Below are 17,986 nucleotides of genomic sequence, written 5' to 3'. Positions count from 1 at the left end.
TGTTGTTTTTGTGCGTTTTTAATAATAAATTAAGTCTATTGGTAAGAATGTGAGTTTAAAACAAAATAAAAGCCATATCATACAATTTCTTGTTATGATATGGCTTCTTCGAAATAGTGTTTTAGTACTGTTTGTATTGCTACAATATCAAATAAAAGTTTCCTTTTATATCTCTATAGAAAAGAGATTACCTACTGCTATTTCAGTTTTTAAAACATCCTTAATTTTAATTAAGCATTCTACTTTTTTAAAATTTTTATTAATGTTTCAATTGTAACCATCAAAAATAAATATTTTTAGATTTAAGAACTATTTACACAATGAATAAATCTAGTTTACGTTTCTATTTATTCTTTCAAATAAATAGAAGTTTCAATTTAGTTTTTCTGATTAACAATATTTTATAAAGAACGTTACTTTATGTATTTACATGTCATTTAATAATTAACTTGTAAATTATATTATAAATATATAGTTTTTTTATAGATATATTTCTTTTTTAACATTTTTGTTGTTAACAATCTGTTAACCGTAGTTATTAACATTTGTGTACTAAAAAAGCGTTGTGATTTCTCACAACGCTTTTTTTAAATCTAAGTAAAAAGAGATTATTTTCTTCTTTTTTCAGTAATTCTAGCTTTTTTACCAGTAAGACCTCTAAAGTAGAAAATACGAGCTCTACGTACTTTACCTCTTTTGTTAACTTCAATTTTTTGAATAGAAGGTAAGTTTACAGGAAAAATTCTTTCTACACCTATAGTACCAGACATTTTTCTGATTGTAAATGTTTCAGAAGCTGCAACTCCTTTTCTTTGAATAACTACACCTCTAAAAAACTGAGTACGTACTTTTTCTCCCTCTTTAATTTCGTAATAAACAGTGATTGTATCACCTGCTGCAAATTCTGCAAATTCTTTTCTTGCTACAAATTCGTCTTGTACAAATTTTACTAAAGATTCCATATCTTTTAATTTAATTGGTTTTGTAAAACAACGTTCACGATTTTTTCGTCAGAGGTTAATTTAGCGGTTGCAAAAGTAGTCATTATTTTTTGTTCAGAAAATAAAAACTAATTATTTTTTAACCTGATAATTAGCACAATAGTAAAGCTAAAAAATTATAGACGCTTCGTTATTAATTTTAATAAGAGATTGTACTTTTTATGGCTAAACAGTATTTTGATAATACTTCTTTAAGAAGTTTCATCAAGTAAATCTGGTCTTATTTCTTCTGTCCTTTTATAAGCTTGGTCGCTTCTCCAGTCATCAATCTTTGGAAAATTGCCAGACAATAAAACTTCAGGAACTTTCATTCCCTCAAATTCCGAAGGTCTTGTATATACTGGTGGCGATAATAAATTGTCTTGAAAAGAGTCTGTAAGTGCAGATTGCTCATCTCCAATAACACCCGGAATTAATCGAACAACAGCATCTACTAGTACGGCAGCTGCTAATTCTCCTCCTGTTAATACATAATCGCCAATAGAAATTTCTTTGGTTATGTATTTGTCTCGTATTCTTTGATCTACACCTTTATAATGTCCTGTTAAAATAAGTATATTCTCTTTTAATGAAAGTGTATTTGCGGTAGATTGATTTAATGTTTTTGCATCTGGAGTCATATATATAACTTCATCGTACGATCTTTCTGCTTGCAATTTTTTAATACAATTTGCAATCGGTTCAATCATCATAACCATACCAGCGCCACCTCCAAATTGGGTGTCGTCTATTTGTTTGTAATTTCCCAAACCATATTCACGTAAATCGTGAATTATAATTTCTGCCAAACCTTTGTCTTTTGCACGTTTAATAATTGAGTGATTAAACGGACTCTCTAATAAATTTGGGGCTACTGAAATAATATCTATACGCATGCCGCAAATGTACTATTTTTGTTGGATTTTTTAATACCTGTTTTAGTAATAAAATAGTGCTTGATTTCTTATTAGATGTTCATTATTTCTTAAATTTGTTGGCAATATGGAAGAACTAACTTTAACAACACCGGCGCTTTTATTTTCTGCAATATCTTTAATTATGCTTGCGTATACCAATCGATTTTTGGCATATGCGGCGGTGATAAGAAATTTACATGATATTTATTTAGAGAAGAAAGATACTTCATTATTAAGACAAATTAAGAACTTAAAATTACGTTTAAACTTAACAAGATGGATGCAAATATTCGGAATTTCTAGTTTGTTATTTTGTGTGGTAACTATGTTTTTAATATACATAGGTTTAAATATAGTAGCAGCTTGGGTATTTGGATTTGCATTAATTTTATTAATTATTTCTCTTGGGTTGTTGATAAAGGAATTACAGATTTCTATACAGGCATTGCAACATCATATTGAAGATATTGAAGAGCATTTAGAAAAATAAAAAGAGATCACTTTAATTTACTTTCCCCAAACTTGGGAAGTATTTTTGCCAAACGTTTTTTTGTTTTAAATATTCGTGTAGACATTTTATTTGTTGGGTAGCTTCTGTTTTTGGTCATGTTGCTAAAAATTAAAGCTGTAATCAATAGTATTAAAACACCGCTTAAAACAGGTGATAGCATATAAAAATACCCTAAAGAAGTAATTTTTTCTGTTCCTATAATTGGTATTAAGGCAGTTGCTCCTCCTGGAGGATGTAATGTTTTAGTGTACTGCATTAGTATAATAGAAGCTGAAACAGCCAAAGGAGCTGAGATCCAAATAATATCTGGACAAATTTTTAAAACGCTAATTCCAACAAAAGCAGATAATAAATGTCCACCAATAAGGTTTCTTGGTTGTGAATAAGGGCTCTGTATTGCCCCATAAATTAATACACTTGAAGCACCAAAAGAACCAATTAAAAAAATGTTTTCTACTTTAGTGAATGATAGAGATTGTATAAAAGCAATTATTCCGATACCAATAAAGGCACCAATAAACGACCAAAATTTCTCTTTATAATCTATCAAAGTTTCTTTGTAGATTATATATTTAGTTAGCCTGTACGTTCTTTTTATTTTTTTTTGTACCATCTATTTTTTCTTTTCAGTTTTGTAGATAAACAGCGGACGAAGTTATGGCAAAAAGAGTGGATAATAAAGTTGATTAAAATATTTACGAATAACCAAAAAGAATGTTGCTTAAATAGATTTTAATTGTCAATTTATAGGTAACACGTTTATTTCTTGAAAAAAATAAAACGTTCTCGTCAGTTTATTACTAATCTTTAAATACTATTCTTTTTTATCCATTTGAGAACCAATAAATGCAGTTTTTGGTGCTAAAAAATAACCTGTTAAACTAGCAAATAGAATGGGTATGAAATAAGAAAAACCTGTTAATGTAGCTAGTAATATTGTGGTACTCATTGGTGTTCTTGTTACGCAAGCATTTATACCTGCCATGCAACAAATAATTGCTAAGGAAACATTTATAGATGGAAAAAAATGGTGAATTATCAAACCTAATGTTGTGCCTACAAAAAACAATGGTATTATAAAACCACCTCGCCAACCAGAAGTAACGGTTACAGAAATAGCTAAGATTTTAAAAATTAGTATTAAAAATAAAGCATTAATAGGGAAATCATTGTTTAACAAAGAGTTAATTTCTTCATGTCCAAAATATCTTGTTAAAGGAAAATAATAAGAAATGATACCAAGTAGTATCCCACCAATTAAGGTTTTAATATAAATAGCTACTTTGATCTTTTTAAAAACAGATTTTAAAAACTTTGTACAATATATAAATATCCATCCCACTAATGTGGCAGCTATTGCTAATAAAACGGCAATACCAAAATCAAAGGTTCCAGAAAATTGATAAGTAGGCAAAGTCCAAGTAGCACCTAAGCCTAAATGTATAATTAATGAAAAAACAATATAACTAAAACAACTAGCAACCAAAGCAGGCATAATTGCTTTGTAGTATTCTACTGCGTGTTTGTGATGTAATATTTCTAAAGAAAATAAACTTCCTCCTAAAGGTGCTCCAAACAAAGCTGTAAAACCAGAAGCCATACCAGCAATACTTAGAGACCGAAGTTCTTCTCCTTTTAATCTAAATATTTTTCCTAACCATGTACCTGTAGAACCTGTTACCTGTACTAAAGGTGCTTCCGGACCAAGACTTCCGCCAGAAGCTACACAAAGTAGAGAGGAAAGTACCATTGAAGGGTTGTTTTTAGGAGTTAATTTTCCTTTGTTAAAACGAATATTATCTACAATTAAATCAATCTCTCCTGGGTCTCCAATAAAATGTATGATTAACCCTGCTAACAAACCACAAATAGCCATGGTAGGAATTACCAACCAACCATCAAAAAAAGCTATTTTATGAATTAAAAACTCTAAAACAACCCAATAGGTTCCTGCAATTACACCACCAATTAATCCTACGAGCGCCCAAAGTAAAAAGGTACGATTAAAAACAAATGGATTAAATTTTATGGGTTGGTCTAGTAGGTTAGAATATGAAATTAATTTTCTCTTAATTTTCATTTTGAGTATCGATTTGTAGGTATAAAATAGGTGGCGAAATTAGATGAAAATAGTATGGAAACAAAAAATCTCAAGTGAAAGCTTGAGATTTTAAGTTTTATTAAAAAGAAAAACAATTTACATTGCTCCCCATTCTTTTAAAGATGCTGTATTCATTTTAATATAACCTGCATTTCCTGCTTCTTTAGCAAGTCTTAGAGATTCTTTTGCAGCTTTAATAGCTCCTTTTTTGTCTCCTGCTTTTGCATGAATTAATGCTTGTTTACGAACATAAAAGAATTTTGGTGACTCAGCAGTCATTTCAATAGCTTTGTCAATCCAAATTTGTGCTTCTTTAATATCTTTATCTGCTTCTAAATAATAAGATGCAGCTGCATAATAATCAGCAGCAGAAGGTCCGTTCATAACAGCTGTAATTTGGTTAGAAACCATTTCTTCTACTGGTGTTTCAATTTTAAAACCTACATAGGTGTTTTCCCACATAATTCCTAAAACAGCCGTATTAGTGGTCATATCATCAAAACTAATGGTAAAAGTTTCAATTACCATTGGTATATTTTGTGTTGCAACATTCACTTTTGCAACAATTTTAGTTTCGTCTAATTTTTTTGGAGTTCCACTTTTTGTTTCTTCATATATTACAATATCCCAAGATTTCTCTGTAGGTATAGAAAAAATAGTATAGCTTCCTTTTTCTACTTTATTCCCATCAATAGTAACATCAGTAGAAAATGTAATTTTTGTATTGGCATTTGCTCCAGTTCTCCAAACTTCATTAAATGGAACTAAATCTCCAAAAATTGTTCTTCCTTTTACTCCTGGTCTAGAGTATTCTACAGTAATATCTGTTAAACCAACAATTTGCTCAATTTTTTGTAATGGACTTGGTTGTGGTGTAGTAATTTGTGCGTTTACAGTTAATGTAAATACTACGATAAATAAAGATAAAATAATTCTATTCATAATTAGTGATTTTTTTTGTGATTTTATTGATACTCAAAATTACAACTTCAAATAAATAGAATTGTTAACAAAACCTTAAAAAGGGATTGTATATTTGTTATTATTATAGCGTTAAAAAGTGGTTTTTTATGAGAAATGTAAGTGTTTTAGGTTGTGGTTGGTTAGGGAAATCTTTAGCGATTTCTTTGTTGGATGAAGGGTATGCTGTAAAAGGTTCTACTACGAGCGAAGAGAAGCTAGAACTTATAGAGATGAATCATATAGAACCTTATATTGTAAATATTTCTGAATTTGAAGAGTATGATGATTTCTTACATACAGATATTTTAATCATTGCTATAACTTCTAAAGATGTGGATGGTTTTGAAAATTTAATATCTCAAATTGAAAACTCTCCGATTCAAAAAGTGATCTTTATTAGTTCTACTTCTGTTTATGGTAGAATAAATAAAGTAATGACGGAAGAGGATGCTGTTTTAAATACACCGCTAACAGAAATTGAAAATTTATTTAGAGATAATACTTTTTTTGAAACCACAATAATTCGTTTTGCTGGTTTATTTGGTGATGTTAGACAACCTTATAATTGGTTTAAAAATGGACGAAAAATTCCGCAACCAAAGGGGGTTGTAAATATGATTCATAAAGAAGATTGTATAGAAATTATTCATGAAATTATAGCACAAGATTGTTGGAACGAAACTTTTAATGCGTGTTCTAATCATCATCCAACTAGAAGAGAATTTTATACCATAGCAAAATTAAGTAACGATTTTGAAATGCCAGAATTTGAAGATAATGAAGTCTATGAATGGAAAATTATCAGTTCTAAAAAAGTCCAAGAAGTTTTAGGTTATACTTTTATTCATGATGACTTGTTAGATATATAGGGCGTTAATGTCATTTCGAATTGATAGTCGTTATACAGGTAAGTATTTCGTTCTCAAAAAAATCTCAGCGTATCTCTGCGTTTTTTCTCCGTAAAACGCTGTTTTATAATCTACTATACTTCCTCTTTCTCAAATAATTAAAAACAAATCCGAAGGCAAATAAAAGGATTAATGGTAGAACCACATTTAAAAACTGCCAAAAAGTACGTTCTTTAAACGCTTTTTGTTTGTCTAATATTCTAATTTGTAAAGTTTTGTTTCTAAGCTGAATTAAGCCTGCATCATCTAGTAAATAATCGACAGTATTTAAAAGGAAATCTTTATTACCAAACTGTTGATTTGTCCATTTATCTCTATTTAAATCGAACGGTTGCTTTTTTAAAATCTGATTTTTTCCAATATCACCATCAGAAATTACGACCATTTTATTGTTGGTCGAATGCTCTTTAAAAAGATTGGTTTCAAAAGGTTTTACCCTGTCTTTATAAGCCGATTTAAAATTACCTTCTAGTAAAACTGCAACTAATTGATTTCCGCTTCTGTACTCATCTTCAATAACTTCATCAGCAATAGATTGTAGTTCAATAAAGCTAGGAGTTCCAATTATTTTCGTTAAAGTAGAACTTAATAATAAAGGTGTTTTTTTAATGTTGTTTTTTAAAGTATCTATCTGATTTACAAATTGCAATCTAACAGGAGAAACATTTTTTGTAATTGGATGATTTGGATTTCCACCAACCAACGGATGGAAGAACCAATCTAAATTTTTAAACTGCGTTTGATTTCCAACTTTACCCGTTGCTAAAGGGATTTGAGCAGCAAATAAATCTTTAATAAGAGAGGTATTAATTCTTATTCCGTAAGAAAACAACATGTCTGTTAAGTTTAAATCTCTTGGATACGCCAACATCTTTCCAGAATTGAATAAACTATCTTGATCTGCTTGCACATTGTCTAACATCCACAATGTTTTTCCGCCATTGGCGATAAATTGATCTAAAGTCAGTTTTTCTTTCTCTGTAAACTTTTCGGTTGGCTTTGCAATAATAGCCAAATCTAAAGACGTTAAATCTTTTAGAGTTTGCTGTGGATTGATTTCTACAGAGTCTAATGTAAATTTTGCTAATTTATATTTCTTAGCAACTTCACTTAAAAAACTATACTGATAAATGTCTTGTAATTCTCCGTTTCCAGTAATTACAGCCACACTTTTTTGTTTTTTTTGAGTAACAGAATTAATGGCGTTAGAAAAACTATACTCTAAGTTTTCAATGGCTTTTTGCAGTTGTTCGTCTTGCGATGCTACAATGGCATTTGGCAATAATGAAACAACGGTAGATTTTTTACCGTACACTACTTCTGCAAACGGAAAAATAATAGCTTCAGATAATTTACCATCTTCTTCAACGGTTAACTGGCTAGGTAACATGCCTCTTTTAATCAACTCTTCTCGCTGATTATCTGGGTTTTCAAAATTAATTCTGATGTTAGAATTAGTAGTGGCTAGCTCTTCTAAATACTGTCTTGTTTCTGCTTGTAATCTTTTAAATTCTGATGGAAAATCTCCTTCTAAATAAACGGTAACAAATAGAGGATTGTTTACTTTGGAAAGGATGTTTTTTGTAGTTTCAGAAAGCGTGTAACGATTATCTGCTGTTAAATCGAAACGTTTGTAAAATGATTGGTTGATCACATTTAAGAGAATCAATCCAGCAATTATAAGGATGCTATTTTTTATATTTTTATTCATTATCTAAACGTGTTTTAGTGATGAATAAAAAGAAAAGAGTAACACTTAAAAAGTATACAATATCTCGTGTGTCAATTACACCTCTAGAAATACTTTTAAAATGTTCGTTTAATCCCATTTTTTTTAGGGTTAAATTATTACCGATAGAATCGGAAATTACATCAAAACCATAAAATAAAAAGAAGGTGATAAAAACACCTAATATAAAGGCTACTATTTGGTTTTTAGAAAGTGTAGATGTAAATAAACCAATAGCAGTATAGGTTGCGGCTAAGAATAATAAGCCAAGATAAGAACCAATTGTACTACCAAAATCGATGTTTCCGGCAGGGTTTCCTAATTGATAAATCGTATAAATATAGGTTAGCGTGGGTATTAAAGCAACAAAAACTAATAGGAGGGAAGCCGAGAATTTACCGAGTACAATTTGCCAATCGGAAATTGGTTTTGTTTTTAAGAGTTCTATGGTTCCGTTGTTAAATTCATCAGCAAAACTTTTCATGGTAATTGCCGGAATCAAAAATAAAAAGACCCAAGGAGCTAAGAAGAAAAACGAGGTTAAATCTGCAAAACCTGCGTTTAAAATATTAAAATCGCCTTTAAAAACCCACAGAAACAAACCGTTTAACAATAAGAAAACACCAATAACTAAATAGGCAATTGGGCTTGCAAAAAATGAGTTGAATTCCTTCTTTAAGATCGCTATCAATGTAAAATGTTTATGCGTTTACTTGGTTCTTTGTATTTCTAATTTTATTTGTCAAAAGTATCTCGACAAGCACAGTGTGACATTGTTTTTTAATTGTTCTTAGTTTTTAAGATGTTACTAAATTAAATTCAATAACCAATTAATATTTCTGATGTCTGCATGAGCTTGTCGAAGACTCTTTATTTTGATCTCTAGTTTCTATTTTTCTAACTTATAAATTCTATTGTCTTCAAAACCTTCATCTGTTCTGTCTATTTGCAAATCAAAATCTAGTTTATGTAACAACGTAATAGAAGCAAGATTATTTTTGTGTGTAAAAGCTTCTATGCTTTTTAATTCCATTTTTTCAAAAGCATACTCTAATACTTCTTCAAAAGCTTCAGTCATATAACCTCTTTCTTGGTAGTCTGGGTGAATTTCATACCCGATTTCTGCATAATTTTCTGCAACATCAAAATTACGTAAACCAATTGTACCTAGTAATTCTGCACTGTTTTTAGATTCAATAACCCAAAAAATCCCTTTGTTGTCCGCTACTAAATTAGTGGCTTGGTCTATAAAAGCTCTAGCTTCAGAAAGATTTTTAAGAGACTCACGTTGTATGTATTTATTAACTTCTTTGTTTGCTCTTAAACCAAAAACTGCTTTTGCATCTTCTAAGTTTATTGCTCTTAATGTTAATCTGTCTGTTTCTAAAACAGGAAAAGTAGTAAAATCGAAATCCATTATTTATTTATATTTGTCTTAATTTTTTATTGTAAGCTCACTTTTTTATCAACGCTCCATGCTAGTGGTTTATCGTTAAAAAACACTTTTGTTTTTGCCCAAACATCTTTAAAAAGAGCTGAGTTTCTGTAATTTTCTAAATCTTCTTCTTGTTCCCAATAAGAGTAAGTGAAAAAGATTTCAGGATTTGTTTTGTCTTGATATAATTCTAATAAGTTACAACCTTTAGAAGCTCTAATTAATGCTTTTTTTTCTTCAAACATTAATAAAAACTCTACGATGTTTTTGGTATGAAAACTTAATTTTACAATTCTAACAAACATGTTTTTAGGTTAAGTGAGTGAAATCTGGTTTTATGTCATCGATAAAATCGATAATTATAGCATCTCTATAGCCTAAACCTAGCAGGGTAGATGCACCACCAACTGTGTCTAAATTACTTCGGTAAATTGCAATTTCTAAATAACCGGCAGAATTAAAAATAGCCAATTTATGACCTTCATATTGCTGGTTGGTGTAAGATTCATTGCTTACTACTTCATTATATTTAGTGAATATTTTTGTAAAAGAATGTTTTCTTGCATGCACAATATAATTTCTTCCTTTGCCTATTTCTTTGAACATTTTTTTACTGATATTGGTAATTACATTTCCGTAATTATCAATATAAATAATGCCTCCAGAAATTTGATTTTTCTGCTGATTTGTCTTTGGCTGAATTTCTACAATCTTTTTAAATTCAGGAATTTCTTTACCAATAACCGTTAAGTTTCCTCCTCTAGCAATAAAACAGGCTACTTGTACAAATACATCTAAAACAGGAAAACTACTTTCTATTCTATCATGAATATTGATTTCTACAATTTTACTTGGTTGAATTTCCGAAGCGATCATAGAGATTAAACCGTTATCTGGACATACAAAAAAATGACCATCTAATTCTATGGCGATGTGTTTGTTGTTATCACTTAATTCTGAGTCTACACCAACAATGTGTATGGTACCTTTAGGGAAACTTTTGTAAGAGTTTTTTAAAATATAAGCCGTTTCAGTAATACTGAAAGGAGATACTTCATGTGTAATATCTACAATTTTAGCATCTGGTAATTCAGAATAAATAGCTCCTTTTACAGCGCCAACAAAGTGGTCTTTTGTGCCAAAGTCTGTTGTTAAAGTGATTATAGACATTAAAAAATGGGCTGTTAATTAATTGTGTAAAAGTTGTTAATTATTTTACGCAAATCTAATCATTTTAAAAAATTTATTGGTTATTTTTAGTTGAAATATAAATGTAATTTATTAATAAAAATTAATCATTTGAACGAACGCACTATAGAGCTTACAGAAATTAGTCCTAAAGATTTTTTCGGAGCACAAAACAGTACTATTGAACAATTAAAGAGATACTTTCCAAAAATTAAAATCGTTGCTAGGGGATCTAAATTAAAAATTTATGGAGAACCAGAAATTTTAGATGAGTTTGAAATTCGAATAGAACGTTTGATAAAGTATTATAATAAATACAATAAGTTAGATGAAAATAGTATTGAACAAATTCTAACGTCTAACGGAAATGAAGAAAAAACAACTGCGGCTAAAAACGCTAAAGAAGTTTTGGTACATGGAGTTAGCGGAAGGCTGATAAAGCCACAAACCGAAAACCAACGTAAAATGGTTACTCTTATGGGTAAAAACGATATGTTGTTTGCTGTTGGACCTGCAGGAACAGGGAAAACATACACAGCAGTTGCTTTGGCTGTAAAAGCTTTAAAAGAAAAAGAAGTTAGAAGAATAATTTTAACAAGACCTGCGGTAGAATCTGGTGAAAATTTAGGATTTCTTCCTGGAGATTTAAAGGAGAAATTAGATCCGTACATGCAGCCTTTGTATGATGCTTTAAGAGATATGATTCCGCATGAGCGATTAGAATCTTATATAGAAAAAGGAGTGATTCAAATTGCACCTTTGGCTTTTATGCGTGGTAGAACTTTAGACAATGCATTTGTAATTTTAGATGAAGCGCAAAATACAACCCATAATCAAATGAAGATGTTTTTAACAAGAATGGGTAAAAGTGCAAAGTTTATTATTACGGGAGATCCTGGTCAGATAGATTTACCAAGAAAGCAAGTTTCTGGTTTAAAAGAATCTTTATTAGCATTAAAAGATATTGAAGGAATTGCTCAGGTATATTTAGACGATAAAGATGTGGTAAGACACCGATTGGTGAGGAAAATAATTAGTGCATATAAGAGTATAGAAACAGAATAAAAATTTTAGTTGTTAGTAACTAGTCTTTAGTTTATTTTTGCGGCCACAACAACATAACATATAATGAATACAATTAACAATACTAATTTTCAATTTCCTAAGCAGAAGTCTGTTTATATAGGGAAAGTAAGAGAAGTTTATAATATTAATGACGACCTTTTGGTAATGATTGCAACAGATAGATTGTCTGCTTTCGACGTTGTTTTACCACGTCAAATTCCGTTTAAAGGTCAGATTTTAAATCAGATTGCAACAAAAATGATGAATGATACCGCAGATATTGTTCCTAATTGGTTAATTGCAAATCCAGATGAAAACGTTGCCGTAGGTCATTTATGTGAGCCTTTTAAAGTAGAAATGGTAATTCGTGGTTATATGTCTGGTCACGCAGCGCGTGAATACAAATTAGGTAAAAGAACTTTGTGTGGTGTTGCCATGGCAGAAGGTTTAAAGGAAAACGATAAATTTCCGGAAGCTTTAATTACGCCATCTACAAAAGCAGATAACGGAGAGCATGACGAAGATATTTCTAGAGAAGATATTTTATCAAAAGGAATTGTTTCTGAAGAAGATTACATTGTATTAGAAAACTATACAAGAGCTTTATTTGCAAGAGGAACAGAAATTGCTGCTAAAAGAGGGTTGATATTAGTAGATACTAAATACGAATTCGGGAAAACGAAAGAAGGTAAAATTGTATTGATTGATGAAATTCATACACCAGATTCTTCTCGTTATTTTTATGCTGATGGTTATCAAGAAAGACAAGATAGCGGAGAAGCGCAAAAACAATTGTCTAAAGAGTTTGTACGTCAGTGGTTAATTGAAAACGGTTTTCAAGGAAAAGACGGACAACAAATTCCGGCAATGACAGATGATAAAGTCATCGAGATTTCTAACAGATATATAGAATTATACGAACAAATTACAGGAGAAACTTTTGTAAAGGCTTCCACAGAGAATGTATTAAATAGAATTGAGGAGAATGTACTTCAATTTTTAAAATAACACATAAATTTACGTCATTGCGAGGAGGAACGACGTGGCAATCTGATTATTTTAATTATAAATAAAAGATTACTTCGTCATGCTTCCTCGTAATGACGAATTTTTTAAAACCAACAACCATGATTATAGAACCAAGAACAAGAGGATTTATCTGTTTAACATCGCACCCAACGGGTTGTGAGCAAAACGTGATCAATCAAATAGAATATGTAAAATCGAAAGGAAAAATTGAAGGCGCAAAAAAAGTACTAGTAATTGGTGCTTCTACAGGATTCGGATTGGCTTCAAGAATATCTAGTGCATTTGGTTCTGATGCTGCTACAATTGGAGTTTTCTTTGATAAACCAGCAACAGAAGGAAGACCAGGTTCGCCAGGTTTTTATAATACAGCTGCTTTTGAAAAACACGCAACTGCTGCAGGTTTATATGCAAAAAGTATTAATGGAGATGCTTTTTCTAACGAGATAAAAGAGCAAGTTGTAAACTTAATCAAAGAAGACTTAGGTCAGATTGATTTGGTGATTTACAGTTTAGCATCACCAGTAAGAACACATCCAACAACAGGAAAAAGATATAAATCTGTTTTAAAACCAATAGGAGATGTTTTTTCTAATAAAACAGTAGATTTCCATACAGGTAAAGTATCAGAAATTTCTATCAATCCTGCAGAAGGAGAAGATGTAGAAAACACAATAAACGTAATGGGTGGTGAAGATTGGAAAATGTGGATGGACGCATTACAATCTGAAAACTTATTATCAGAAGGAGCTACCACAGTTGCTTATTCTTATATTGGCCCAGAAGTAACAAAACCAGTATATAGAAACGGAACTATTGGAGCTGCAAAAGATCATTTAGAAGCAACAGCTTTTACAATTACAGACGATTTAAAATCGATTGGTGGTAAAGCGTATGTTTCTGTAAATAAAGCATTAGTTACACAAGCAAGTTCTGCAATTCCTGTAATTCCTTTATATATTTCATTATTATATAAAGTGATGAAAGCAAAAGGAATTCACGAAGGTTGTATTGAGCAAATTCAACGTTTGTATAGTGAACGTTTATTTGGCGGTGATTTAGCTTTGGATGAAAAAGGAAGAATTAGAGTTGACGATTGGGAAATGAGAGAAGATGTACAAGCAGAAGTTAACAAGCTTTGGGAAACTGCAACTACAGAAAACTTATCAGAAATTGGAGATTTAGAAGGTTATAGCAACGATTTTTACAACCTTTTTGGTTTTAAAGTTGGTGGTGTAGATTATGATGCTGATGTAAATGAAGTTGTAAACGTACCAAGTATTCAGTAAGATTCTTATCCCGCGATAGCGGAAACATAAATATAAACCTCACAGTTAATGCTGCATTTATTTGGCAACTATTGTGAGGTTTTTTTTATCTTGTACAAAATTAAAGTTGATGAAAGCAGTAACTGTAAAACAATTAAAAGACGAACTCTCTCATAAATCTGCCAATGAGTTGAAAGAGTTGTGTTTGCATTTATCAAAATTTAAAAAAGAGAATAAAGAATTACTAACGTATTTGTTGTTTGAATCTCATGACGAAGAACAATACATACAAAGTGTAAAAGATCAAAACGAAGTATTGTTTTCTGAGATTAACACAAAGAGTTATTTCTATATTAGAAAAAGTGTTCGAAAGATTTTAACACTCAATAAAAAATTTATTCGGTATTCTAAAAAGAAAGAAACAGAAGTAGCATTATTGCTCCATTTTTGTCGTTGTTTAAAAGAGTTTAAACCGTCTATGAAAGGGAGTGTAAGATTAGTTGCAACTTTTGATAGGCAAGTGGTTTTAATTAAAAAAGCAATTGCTACGTTACACGAAGATTTACAGTATGATTATCAACTAGAATTAGACGAATTATTAGATGAATAAAAAAGAGAGACCAGTATTAACGGATTTAGTGAATGAAGGAACTTCTGAAATGGAAAAATTTCAGAATGAAGTATTAAGACCTGTAATAAAAATGCAGCACAGTTTGTTGATTAGTTCATTTAAGCACCATCTTATAAAAAGAAAAGTAGATTTTACTGATTTAACTGATAAGAAAAGAAGAAGTAAAATTACTTCTGTTTTTAAAACGGATAATAATTATAAGAACTTTACTTTAGGGATAATTATTGGTCATTTTTCTTCGGATGAATTTACTTTTTATGCTGATAATGCATCAGAAATTAATAGAAGAATTTTACAGATTGTTACGCAAAGATTAAAAGATAGTATTTTGGAAGTTGTGTAAAAATAATAAAGTGACTAATTAATTTTTTGTCATAATATTAATTAGTAATAATTATAGAAAATCGTGAATGATGACGAAAAAATAGCAAATTCATATTTATTGAATTTAGGGTTTCAAAAATTAGAATTTGAGCCAAATGGAAATATTCCTCCCGATTTTTCGATCAATAAAAAAATTGGAATTGAAGTTAGAAGGTTAAATAAACATTATAATAATGAACCTTTAGAAAAACTTGAATTTGGAGAAATAAGAAAAATTGAAAATTTCATTTTAAATTTTAACTCAAACAAAACTTTTACAAATACACATTCTGTTTGTATTGGTTATTCAAGGCCTTTGAAGTTTACTAAAATTAAGAAGAGAATTGAACAATCGTTGAATCATTATGTTCAGAATCTAAATCAAAATTTAGAATATAAAATCAATGAAAATTTCAAAATGAGTTTTATAGAATGTGAAGAGAGATTTGAAAGCGATTTTGAAGTGATGTTATGGGGAGATGATAATAAAGGAGGAGTTGTAGTTAATGATTTAAAAGAAAATATTATTATTGGATTAAAAGAAAAAGAAGAAAAGATAGCTGAATATTTCAATGAATTTGAAGAATGGTGGTTAATCTTAATTAATCATATTTCTTCAGATATACGAAATCAAGAGTTAGAAATATTAAAAAAAGAAATTCCAAAATCAAAATTATTTAAAAAATTAATAATTCTAAATCTTAATAATACAAAAGGAAAAACAATACACTTCACCTAATATTAAGTATTGCTTATCTTTAATCACTTACAAAAACCCTCTCAGGTTTTATTTTAGTTATTATTTTTTAAATTAGTCGCTTAAAACGGAACAAACCATACAAAAAACACGTTGGCAAAAATTTGATAAAAACAAAAAATGAATTCTAAAAACATCCCAAAATATATTGTTATCTGCACAATGTTAATAGCTTTATTTTATAAGGTTTTTCCAACCTATTATTATAATTTTATTCATAGAGTGGGATTCTACTTTCATGTTGTAATTTTTGACATTATCTTAATACTATGTTTGATTTACTTTATAATTAAGGCTAAAGATTCGTTTAATATAACACTTAAAAAAGTTATAAAATATAGCTTTTTTTTTATGTTATCATCAGAAGTGATTTCTAATATTTGGTTCTTTATTTATCAAAAACAAATTTTTAACATAGTAACATCTCCGTATTTTATTTACAAAGTAATTAATAGTGTTTTATTTGTGTTTTGGGCAATTATTATAATTTCTAAAATTAAAAAGACAAAATATTCGTTTAATGAATTATTGATTAGTTTACTATCTTTTCTTATAGTAAGTGATATTTTTTTGTACTGCTGGCATCTAACTGACTCTTACTTAAAATCAGATATAAGCATAAGTAATGTTATCCCTTCATTTCCATCGTTTTCAATTCCATCGTTTTCTATATCAAACTTTAGTTTTAGAACTCTTTTTACAAGTATAATTGAATCTCCAACAATACTATTACTATTTGTAGTGTTTTACTATAGTTCGTATGTGCTATTCGTAAATTATAAGAAAAAAGGTATTTATTCTATAATACCAATTAAAAAAGATTTAATCTTTTTAGAAATTTCTAAAAAACCTACTTGGTGGATTATTTTCTTATTGATTCCTTTCATTAGATTAATTCCAAAATATTTAATAAATGTGGAATTAGCAAAAGTCTATCACAAAAAAAAAGGTTATGCATTCGGTATGACATTAATACCTTGGTTTTTTTATGGAAAATTAACTTTGAACAAAACGTAAAATAATTAGATCTAACTCGGATTACAAAAATCGCAACTTTCTTAAAACATAAATACGTTAACAGTAATTACCAAATGAAGCACGCCTTAAAAATAACATCTCTACTATTTATTCTGATATTTATTTCTTGTGGATATCAAAAAATGGAGGAAGATAAACATCCTGAAATTCCAGTTTTTCCAGAGCATACCAACAATAAGATATCTATAAAACAATTCACTACTAATTTAATAGACATTAAGTACAATGAGAAAAACTTATTTGCTAATAATGAAAAAGGTGATTTGATTATTTTAGATAGAAAATTTAATAAAATTAAAGAATTAAAGGTTCCTAATAATTACATTAGTAAGGACGGAACTATTTATTTTATGCAACCTAATGAAAAACCGGAATTAATTGAGGTTTATAAAATGTCTATTGAAAATAATTTCAAAAAAGAAAAATTAAAGAATTTTATCATCAATTCTAGAGAACCGTTTACAATAAGAGATTCTTTAAATGTAGTTTATAAGCGTAAAATAAATGATATAGACAATCTTAAAATTAAGAGTCATATAGATAGTTTAGTTCATGTTGTTTATCAAAAAGAAAATAATTTAACTTCTGATAAAATAAAAAAATTAAAACCAAATTTAATTTCAATTTATCCATTATCAAATTCAGTAAGTGTTTTAAGATTCAAGGATAAAGAATTTGCATTGTATACGAGATATGACCATACAAGTGAGTTTAAAGACGTGTTAGAAAAAACACGCCTTAATGGATTAGAACCTATATGGAATTTAGAAAAAAGTCCAAAATCATTTGATAAGGTTGTTTTAGGGAATTCATTTTCAGGAAATCATTACGTTGGTGGTTATACTTCTTATGGCTACAATTATGTAGCACTTTCATTACATAACGAAACAACAAAGTTTAAAGCAAAAAACTCAAACAATGGAAATGGTGTAAATATTTTATATGAAAGCAAGGACACAATTATCTTAAAAGATTTTGAAAAATTGTATCATATAACATTAAAAAAATAACAATTACCAACACTGTTTAAATCTTATTGCTGGTTTTTATTCACTCAGCAATTTATCCATTCTTTGAAAATGTAAATTTGAAAACGAATAGAGTAA

The 17,986-nt window shown here is 29.3% G+C and carries 20 protein-coding genes; 10 read left to right on the top strand and 10 right to left on the bottom strand.

Going from position 1 to position 17,986, the window contains the following annotated elements:
- Positions 1-608: 608 nt before the first annotated feature.
- Complete coding sequence (gene rplS / locus H0I28_RS07755) at positions 609-962, bottom strand: 50S ribosomal protein L19 (RefSeq protein WP_068450019.1); 354 nt, start codon at positions 960-962, stop codon at positions 609-611.
- 230 nt (positions 963-1,192) lie between these two features.
- Entirely contained in the window at positions 1,193-1,876 is a 684-nt protein-coding gene (gene trmD, locus H0I28_RS07750; protein ID WP_218730960.1) for a tRNA (guanosine(37)-N1)-methyltransferase TrmD, read from the bottom strand.
- A 106-nt stretch (positions 1,877-1,982) separates the two neighbouring features.
- Between trmD and H0I28_RS07745 the strand changes: the two genes are divergently transcribed.
- The gene (locus H0I28_RS07745; RefSeq protein ID WP_166383078.1) at positions 1,983-2,387 is read left to right on the top strand and encodes a DUF2721 domain-containing protein; all 405 of its coding nucleotides are present in this window, start codon (positions 1,983-1,985) and stop codon (positions 2,385-2,387) included.
- Positions 2,388-2,394: 7 nt separating this feature from the next.
- Here the strand turns inward: H0I28_RS07745 and H0I28_RS07740 are convergent, their stop codons facing one another.
- The 3 genes from H0I28_RS07740 to H0I28_RS07730 form a co-directional block, all read right to left on the bottom strand.
- Complete coding sequence (locus H0I28_RS07740; protein WP_218761285.1) at positions 2,395-3,021, bottom strand: HPP family protein; 627 nt, start codon at positions 3,019-3,021, stop codon at positions 2,395-2,397.
- A 201-nt stretch (positions 3,022-3,222) separates the two neighbouring features.
- Complete coding sequence (locus H0I28_RS07735) at positions 3,223-4,488, bottom strand: chloride channel protein (RefSeq protein WP_218761283.1); 1,266 nt, start codon at positions 4,486-4,488, stop codon at positions 3,223-3,225.
- A 117-nt stretch (positions 4,489-4,605) separates the two neighbouring features.
- Positions 4,606-5,451 carry a DUF2911 domain-containing protein gene (locus H0I28_RS07730; RefSeq protein ID WP_218761281.1) on the bottom strand — a complete coding sequence of 282 codons (846 nt, stop codon included), beginning with the start codon at positions 5,449-5,451 and terminating at the stop codon, positions 4,606-4,608.
- Between the two features lie 128 nt (positions 5,452-5,579).
- On the opposite strand from H0I28_RS07730, the gene H0I28_RS07725 reads away from it, so the two are divergent.
- Entirely contained in the window at positions 5,580-6,341 is a 762-nt protein-coding gene (locus tag H0I28_RS07725) for an NAD(P)-binding domain-containing protein (protein WP_218761279.1), read from the top strand.
- A gap of 103 nt (positions 6,342-6,444) precedes the next feature.
- Here H0I28_RS07725 and gldG read toward each other — a convergent pair whose 3' ends face one another.
- From gldG to H0I28_RS07700, 5 genes are all read right to left on the bottom strand, one after another.
- Entirely contained in the window at positions 6,445-8,091 is a 1,647-nt protein-coding gene (gene gldG / locus H0I28_RS07720; protein WP_218761277.1) for a gliding motility-associated ABC transporter substrate-binding protein GldG, read from the bottom strand.
- Complete coding sequence (gene gldF, locus H0I28_RS07715) at positions 8,084-8,800, bottom strand: gliding motility-associated ABC transporter permease subunit GldF (protein ID WP_218761275.1); 717 nt, start codon at positions 8,798-8,800, stop codon at positions 8,084-8,086. The genes gldG and gldF overlap by 8 nt, the downstream gene beginning before the upstream one ends.
- Positions 8,801-8,998: 198 nt before the next feature.
- Entirely contained in the window at positions 8,999-9,526 is a 528-nt protein-coding gene (locus H0I28_RS07710) for a GNAT family N-acetyltransferase (protein ID WP_218761273.1), read from the bottom strand.
- A gap of 26 nt (positions 9,527-9,552) precedes the next feature.
- Positions 9,553-9,849: a putative quinol monooxygenase gene (locus tag H0I28_RS07705; protein WP_218761272.1), complete on the bottom strand. Its 297-nt coding sequence runs from the start codon at positions 9,847-9,849 to the stop codon at positions 9,553-9,555.
- Between the two features lie 4 nt (positions 9,850-9,853).
- Positions 9,854-10,714, bottom strand: a complete 861-nt coding sequence (locus tag H0I28_RS07700; RefSeq protein WP_218730951.1) for an S-adenosyl-l-methionine hydroxide adenosyltransferase family protein — start codon at positions 10,712-10,714, stop codon at positions 9,854-9,856.
- A 129-nt stretch (positions 10,715-10,843) separates the two neighbouring features.
- On the opposite strand from H0I28_RS07700, the gene H0I28_RS07695 reads away from it, so the two are divergent.
- The 8 genes from H0I28_RS07695 to H0I28_RS07660 all read left to right on the top strand — a co-directional run bounded on the left by H0I28_RS07695 (position 10,844) and on the right by H0I28_RS07660 (position 17,890).
- Positions 10,844-11,797, top strand: a complete 954-nt coding sequence (locus H0I28_RS07695) for a PhoH family protein (RefSeq protein ID WP_218730950.1) — start codon at positions 10,844-10,846, stop codon at positions 11,795-11,797.
- A gap of 63 nt (positions 11,798-11,860) precedes the next feature.
- Positions 11,861-12,805, top strand: coding sequence for a phosphoribosylaminoimidazolesuccinocarboxamide synthase (locus H0I28_RS07690; RefSeq protein WP_218761271.1), 945 nt, complete (start codon positions 11,861-11,863; stop codon positions 12,803-12,805).
- Between the two features lie 119 nt (positions 12,806-12,924).
- Entirely contained in the window at positions 12,925-14,112 is a 1,188-nt protein-coding gene (gene fabV / locus H0I28_RS07685) for an enoyl-ACP reductase FabV (RefSeq protein ID WP_218755156.1), read from the top strand.
- 109 nt (positions 14,113-14,221) lie between these two features.
- On the top strand, positions 14,222-14,701 hold the full coding sequence (locus H0I28_RS07680; protein WP_158838376.1) for a hypothetical protein: 480 nt from the start codon (positions 14,222-14,224) through the stop codon (positions 14,699-14,701).
- Positions 14,694-15,065, top strand: coding sequence for a glyoxalase (locus H0I28_RS07675; RefSeq protein WP_218753964.1), 372 nt, complete (start codon positions 14,694-14,696; stop codon positions 15,063-15,065). Before H0I28_RS07680 ends, H0I28_RS07675 begins: the two co-directional genes overlap by 8 nt.
- Positions 15,066-15,128: 63 nt before the next feature.
- Entirely contained in the window at positions 15,129-15,824 is a 696-nt protein-coding gene (locus H0I28_RS07670; protein ID WP_218761269.1) for a hypothetical protein, read from the top strand.
- Positions 15,825-16,193: 369 nt separating this feature from the next.
- Complete coding sequence (locus H0I28_RS07665; RefSeq protein WP_218761267.1) at positions 16,194-16,859, top strand: DUF5684 domain-containing protein; 666 nt, start codon at positions 16,194-16,196, stop codon at positions 16,857-16,859.
- 143 nt (positions 16,860-17,002) lie between these two features.
- Positions 17,003-17,890, top strand: a complete 888-nt coding sequence (locus H0I28_RS07660) for a hypothetical protein (RefSeq protein ID WP_218761265.1) — start codon at positions 17,003-17,005, stop codon at positions 17,888-17,890.
- Positions 17,891-17,986: the final 96 nt, after the last annotated feature.

The sequence above is a fragment of the Polaribacter sp. AHE13PA genome (assembly GCF_019278505.1).
Classification (GTDB): Bacteria; Bacteroidota; Bacteroidia; order Flavobacteriales; family Flavobacteriaceae; genus Polaribacter.
This window is presented reverse-complemented; position numbering and strand designations above follow the sequence as displayed.

Bases quoted from the DNA above. Each gene is read 5' to 3' on its own strand.
- H0I28_RS07745 (WP_166383078.1), top strand. From the start codon at position 1,983: ATGGAAGAACTAACTTTAACAACACCGGCGCTTTTATTTTCTGCAATA.
- H0I28_RS07710 (WP_218761273.1), bottom strand. From the start codon at position 9,526: ATGGATTTCGATTTTACTACTTTTCCTGTTTTAGAAACAGACAGATTA.
- H0I28_RS07740 (WP_218761285.1), bottom strand. From the start codon at position 3,021: ATGGTACAAAAAAAAATAAAAAGAACGTACAGGCTAACTAAATATATA.
- H0I28_RS07700 (WP_218730951.1), bottom strand. From the start codon at position 10,714: ATGTCTATAATCACTTTAACAACAGACTTTGGCACAAAAGACCACTTT.
- trmD (WP_218730960.1), bottom strand. From the start codon at position 1,876: ATGCGTATAGATATTATTTCAGTAGCCCCAAATTTATTAGAGAGTCCG.
- H0I28_RS07690 (WP_218761271.1), top strand. From the start codon at position 11,861: ATGAATACAATTAACAATACTAATTTTCAATTTCCTAAGCAGAAGTCT.
- H0I28_RS07735 (WP_218761283.1), bottom strand. From the start codon at position 4,488: ATGAAAATTAAGAGAAAATTAATTTCATATTCTAACCTACTAGACCAA.
- rplS (WP_068450019.1), bottom strand. From the start codon at position 962: ATGGAATCTTTAGTAAAATTTGTACAAGACGAATTTGTAGCAAGAAAA.
- gldG (WP_218761277.1), bottom strand. From the start codon at position 8,091: ATGAATAAAAATATAAAAAATAGCATCCTTATAATTGCTGGATTGATT.
- H0I28_RS07665 (WP_218761267.1), top strand. From the start codon at position 16,194: ATGTTATCATCAGAAGTGATTTCTAATATTTGGTTCTTTATTTATCAA.
- H0I28_RS07730 (WP_218761281.1), bottom strand. From the start codon at position 5,451: ATGAATAGAATTATTTTATCTTTATTTATCGTAGTATTTACATTAACT.
- fabV (WP_218755156.1), top strand. From the start codon at position 12,925: ATGATTATAGAACCAAGAACAAGAGGATTTATCTGTTTAACATCGCAC.
- H0I28_RS07680 (WP_158838376.1), top strand. From the start codon at position 14,222: ATGAAAGCAGTAACTGTAAAACAATTAAAAGACGAACTCTCTCATAAA.
- H0I28_RS07675 (WP_218753964.1), top strand. From the start codon at position 14,694: ATGAATAAAAAAGAGAGACCAGTATTAACGGATTTAGTGAATGAAGGA.
- H0I28_RS07725 (WP_218761279.1), top strand. From the start codon at position 5,580: ATGAGAAATGTAAGTGTTTTAGGTTGTGGTTGGTTAGGGAAATCTTTA.
- H0I28_RS07660 (WP_218761265.1), top strand. From the start codon at position 17,003: ATGGAGGAAGATAAACATCCTGAAATTCCAGTTTTTCCAGAGCATACC.
- H0I28_RS07705 (WP_218761272.1), bottom strand. From the start codon at position 9,849: ATGTTTGTTAGAATTGTAAAATTAAGTTTTCATACCAAAAACATCGTA.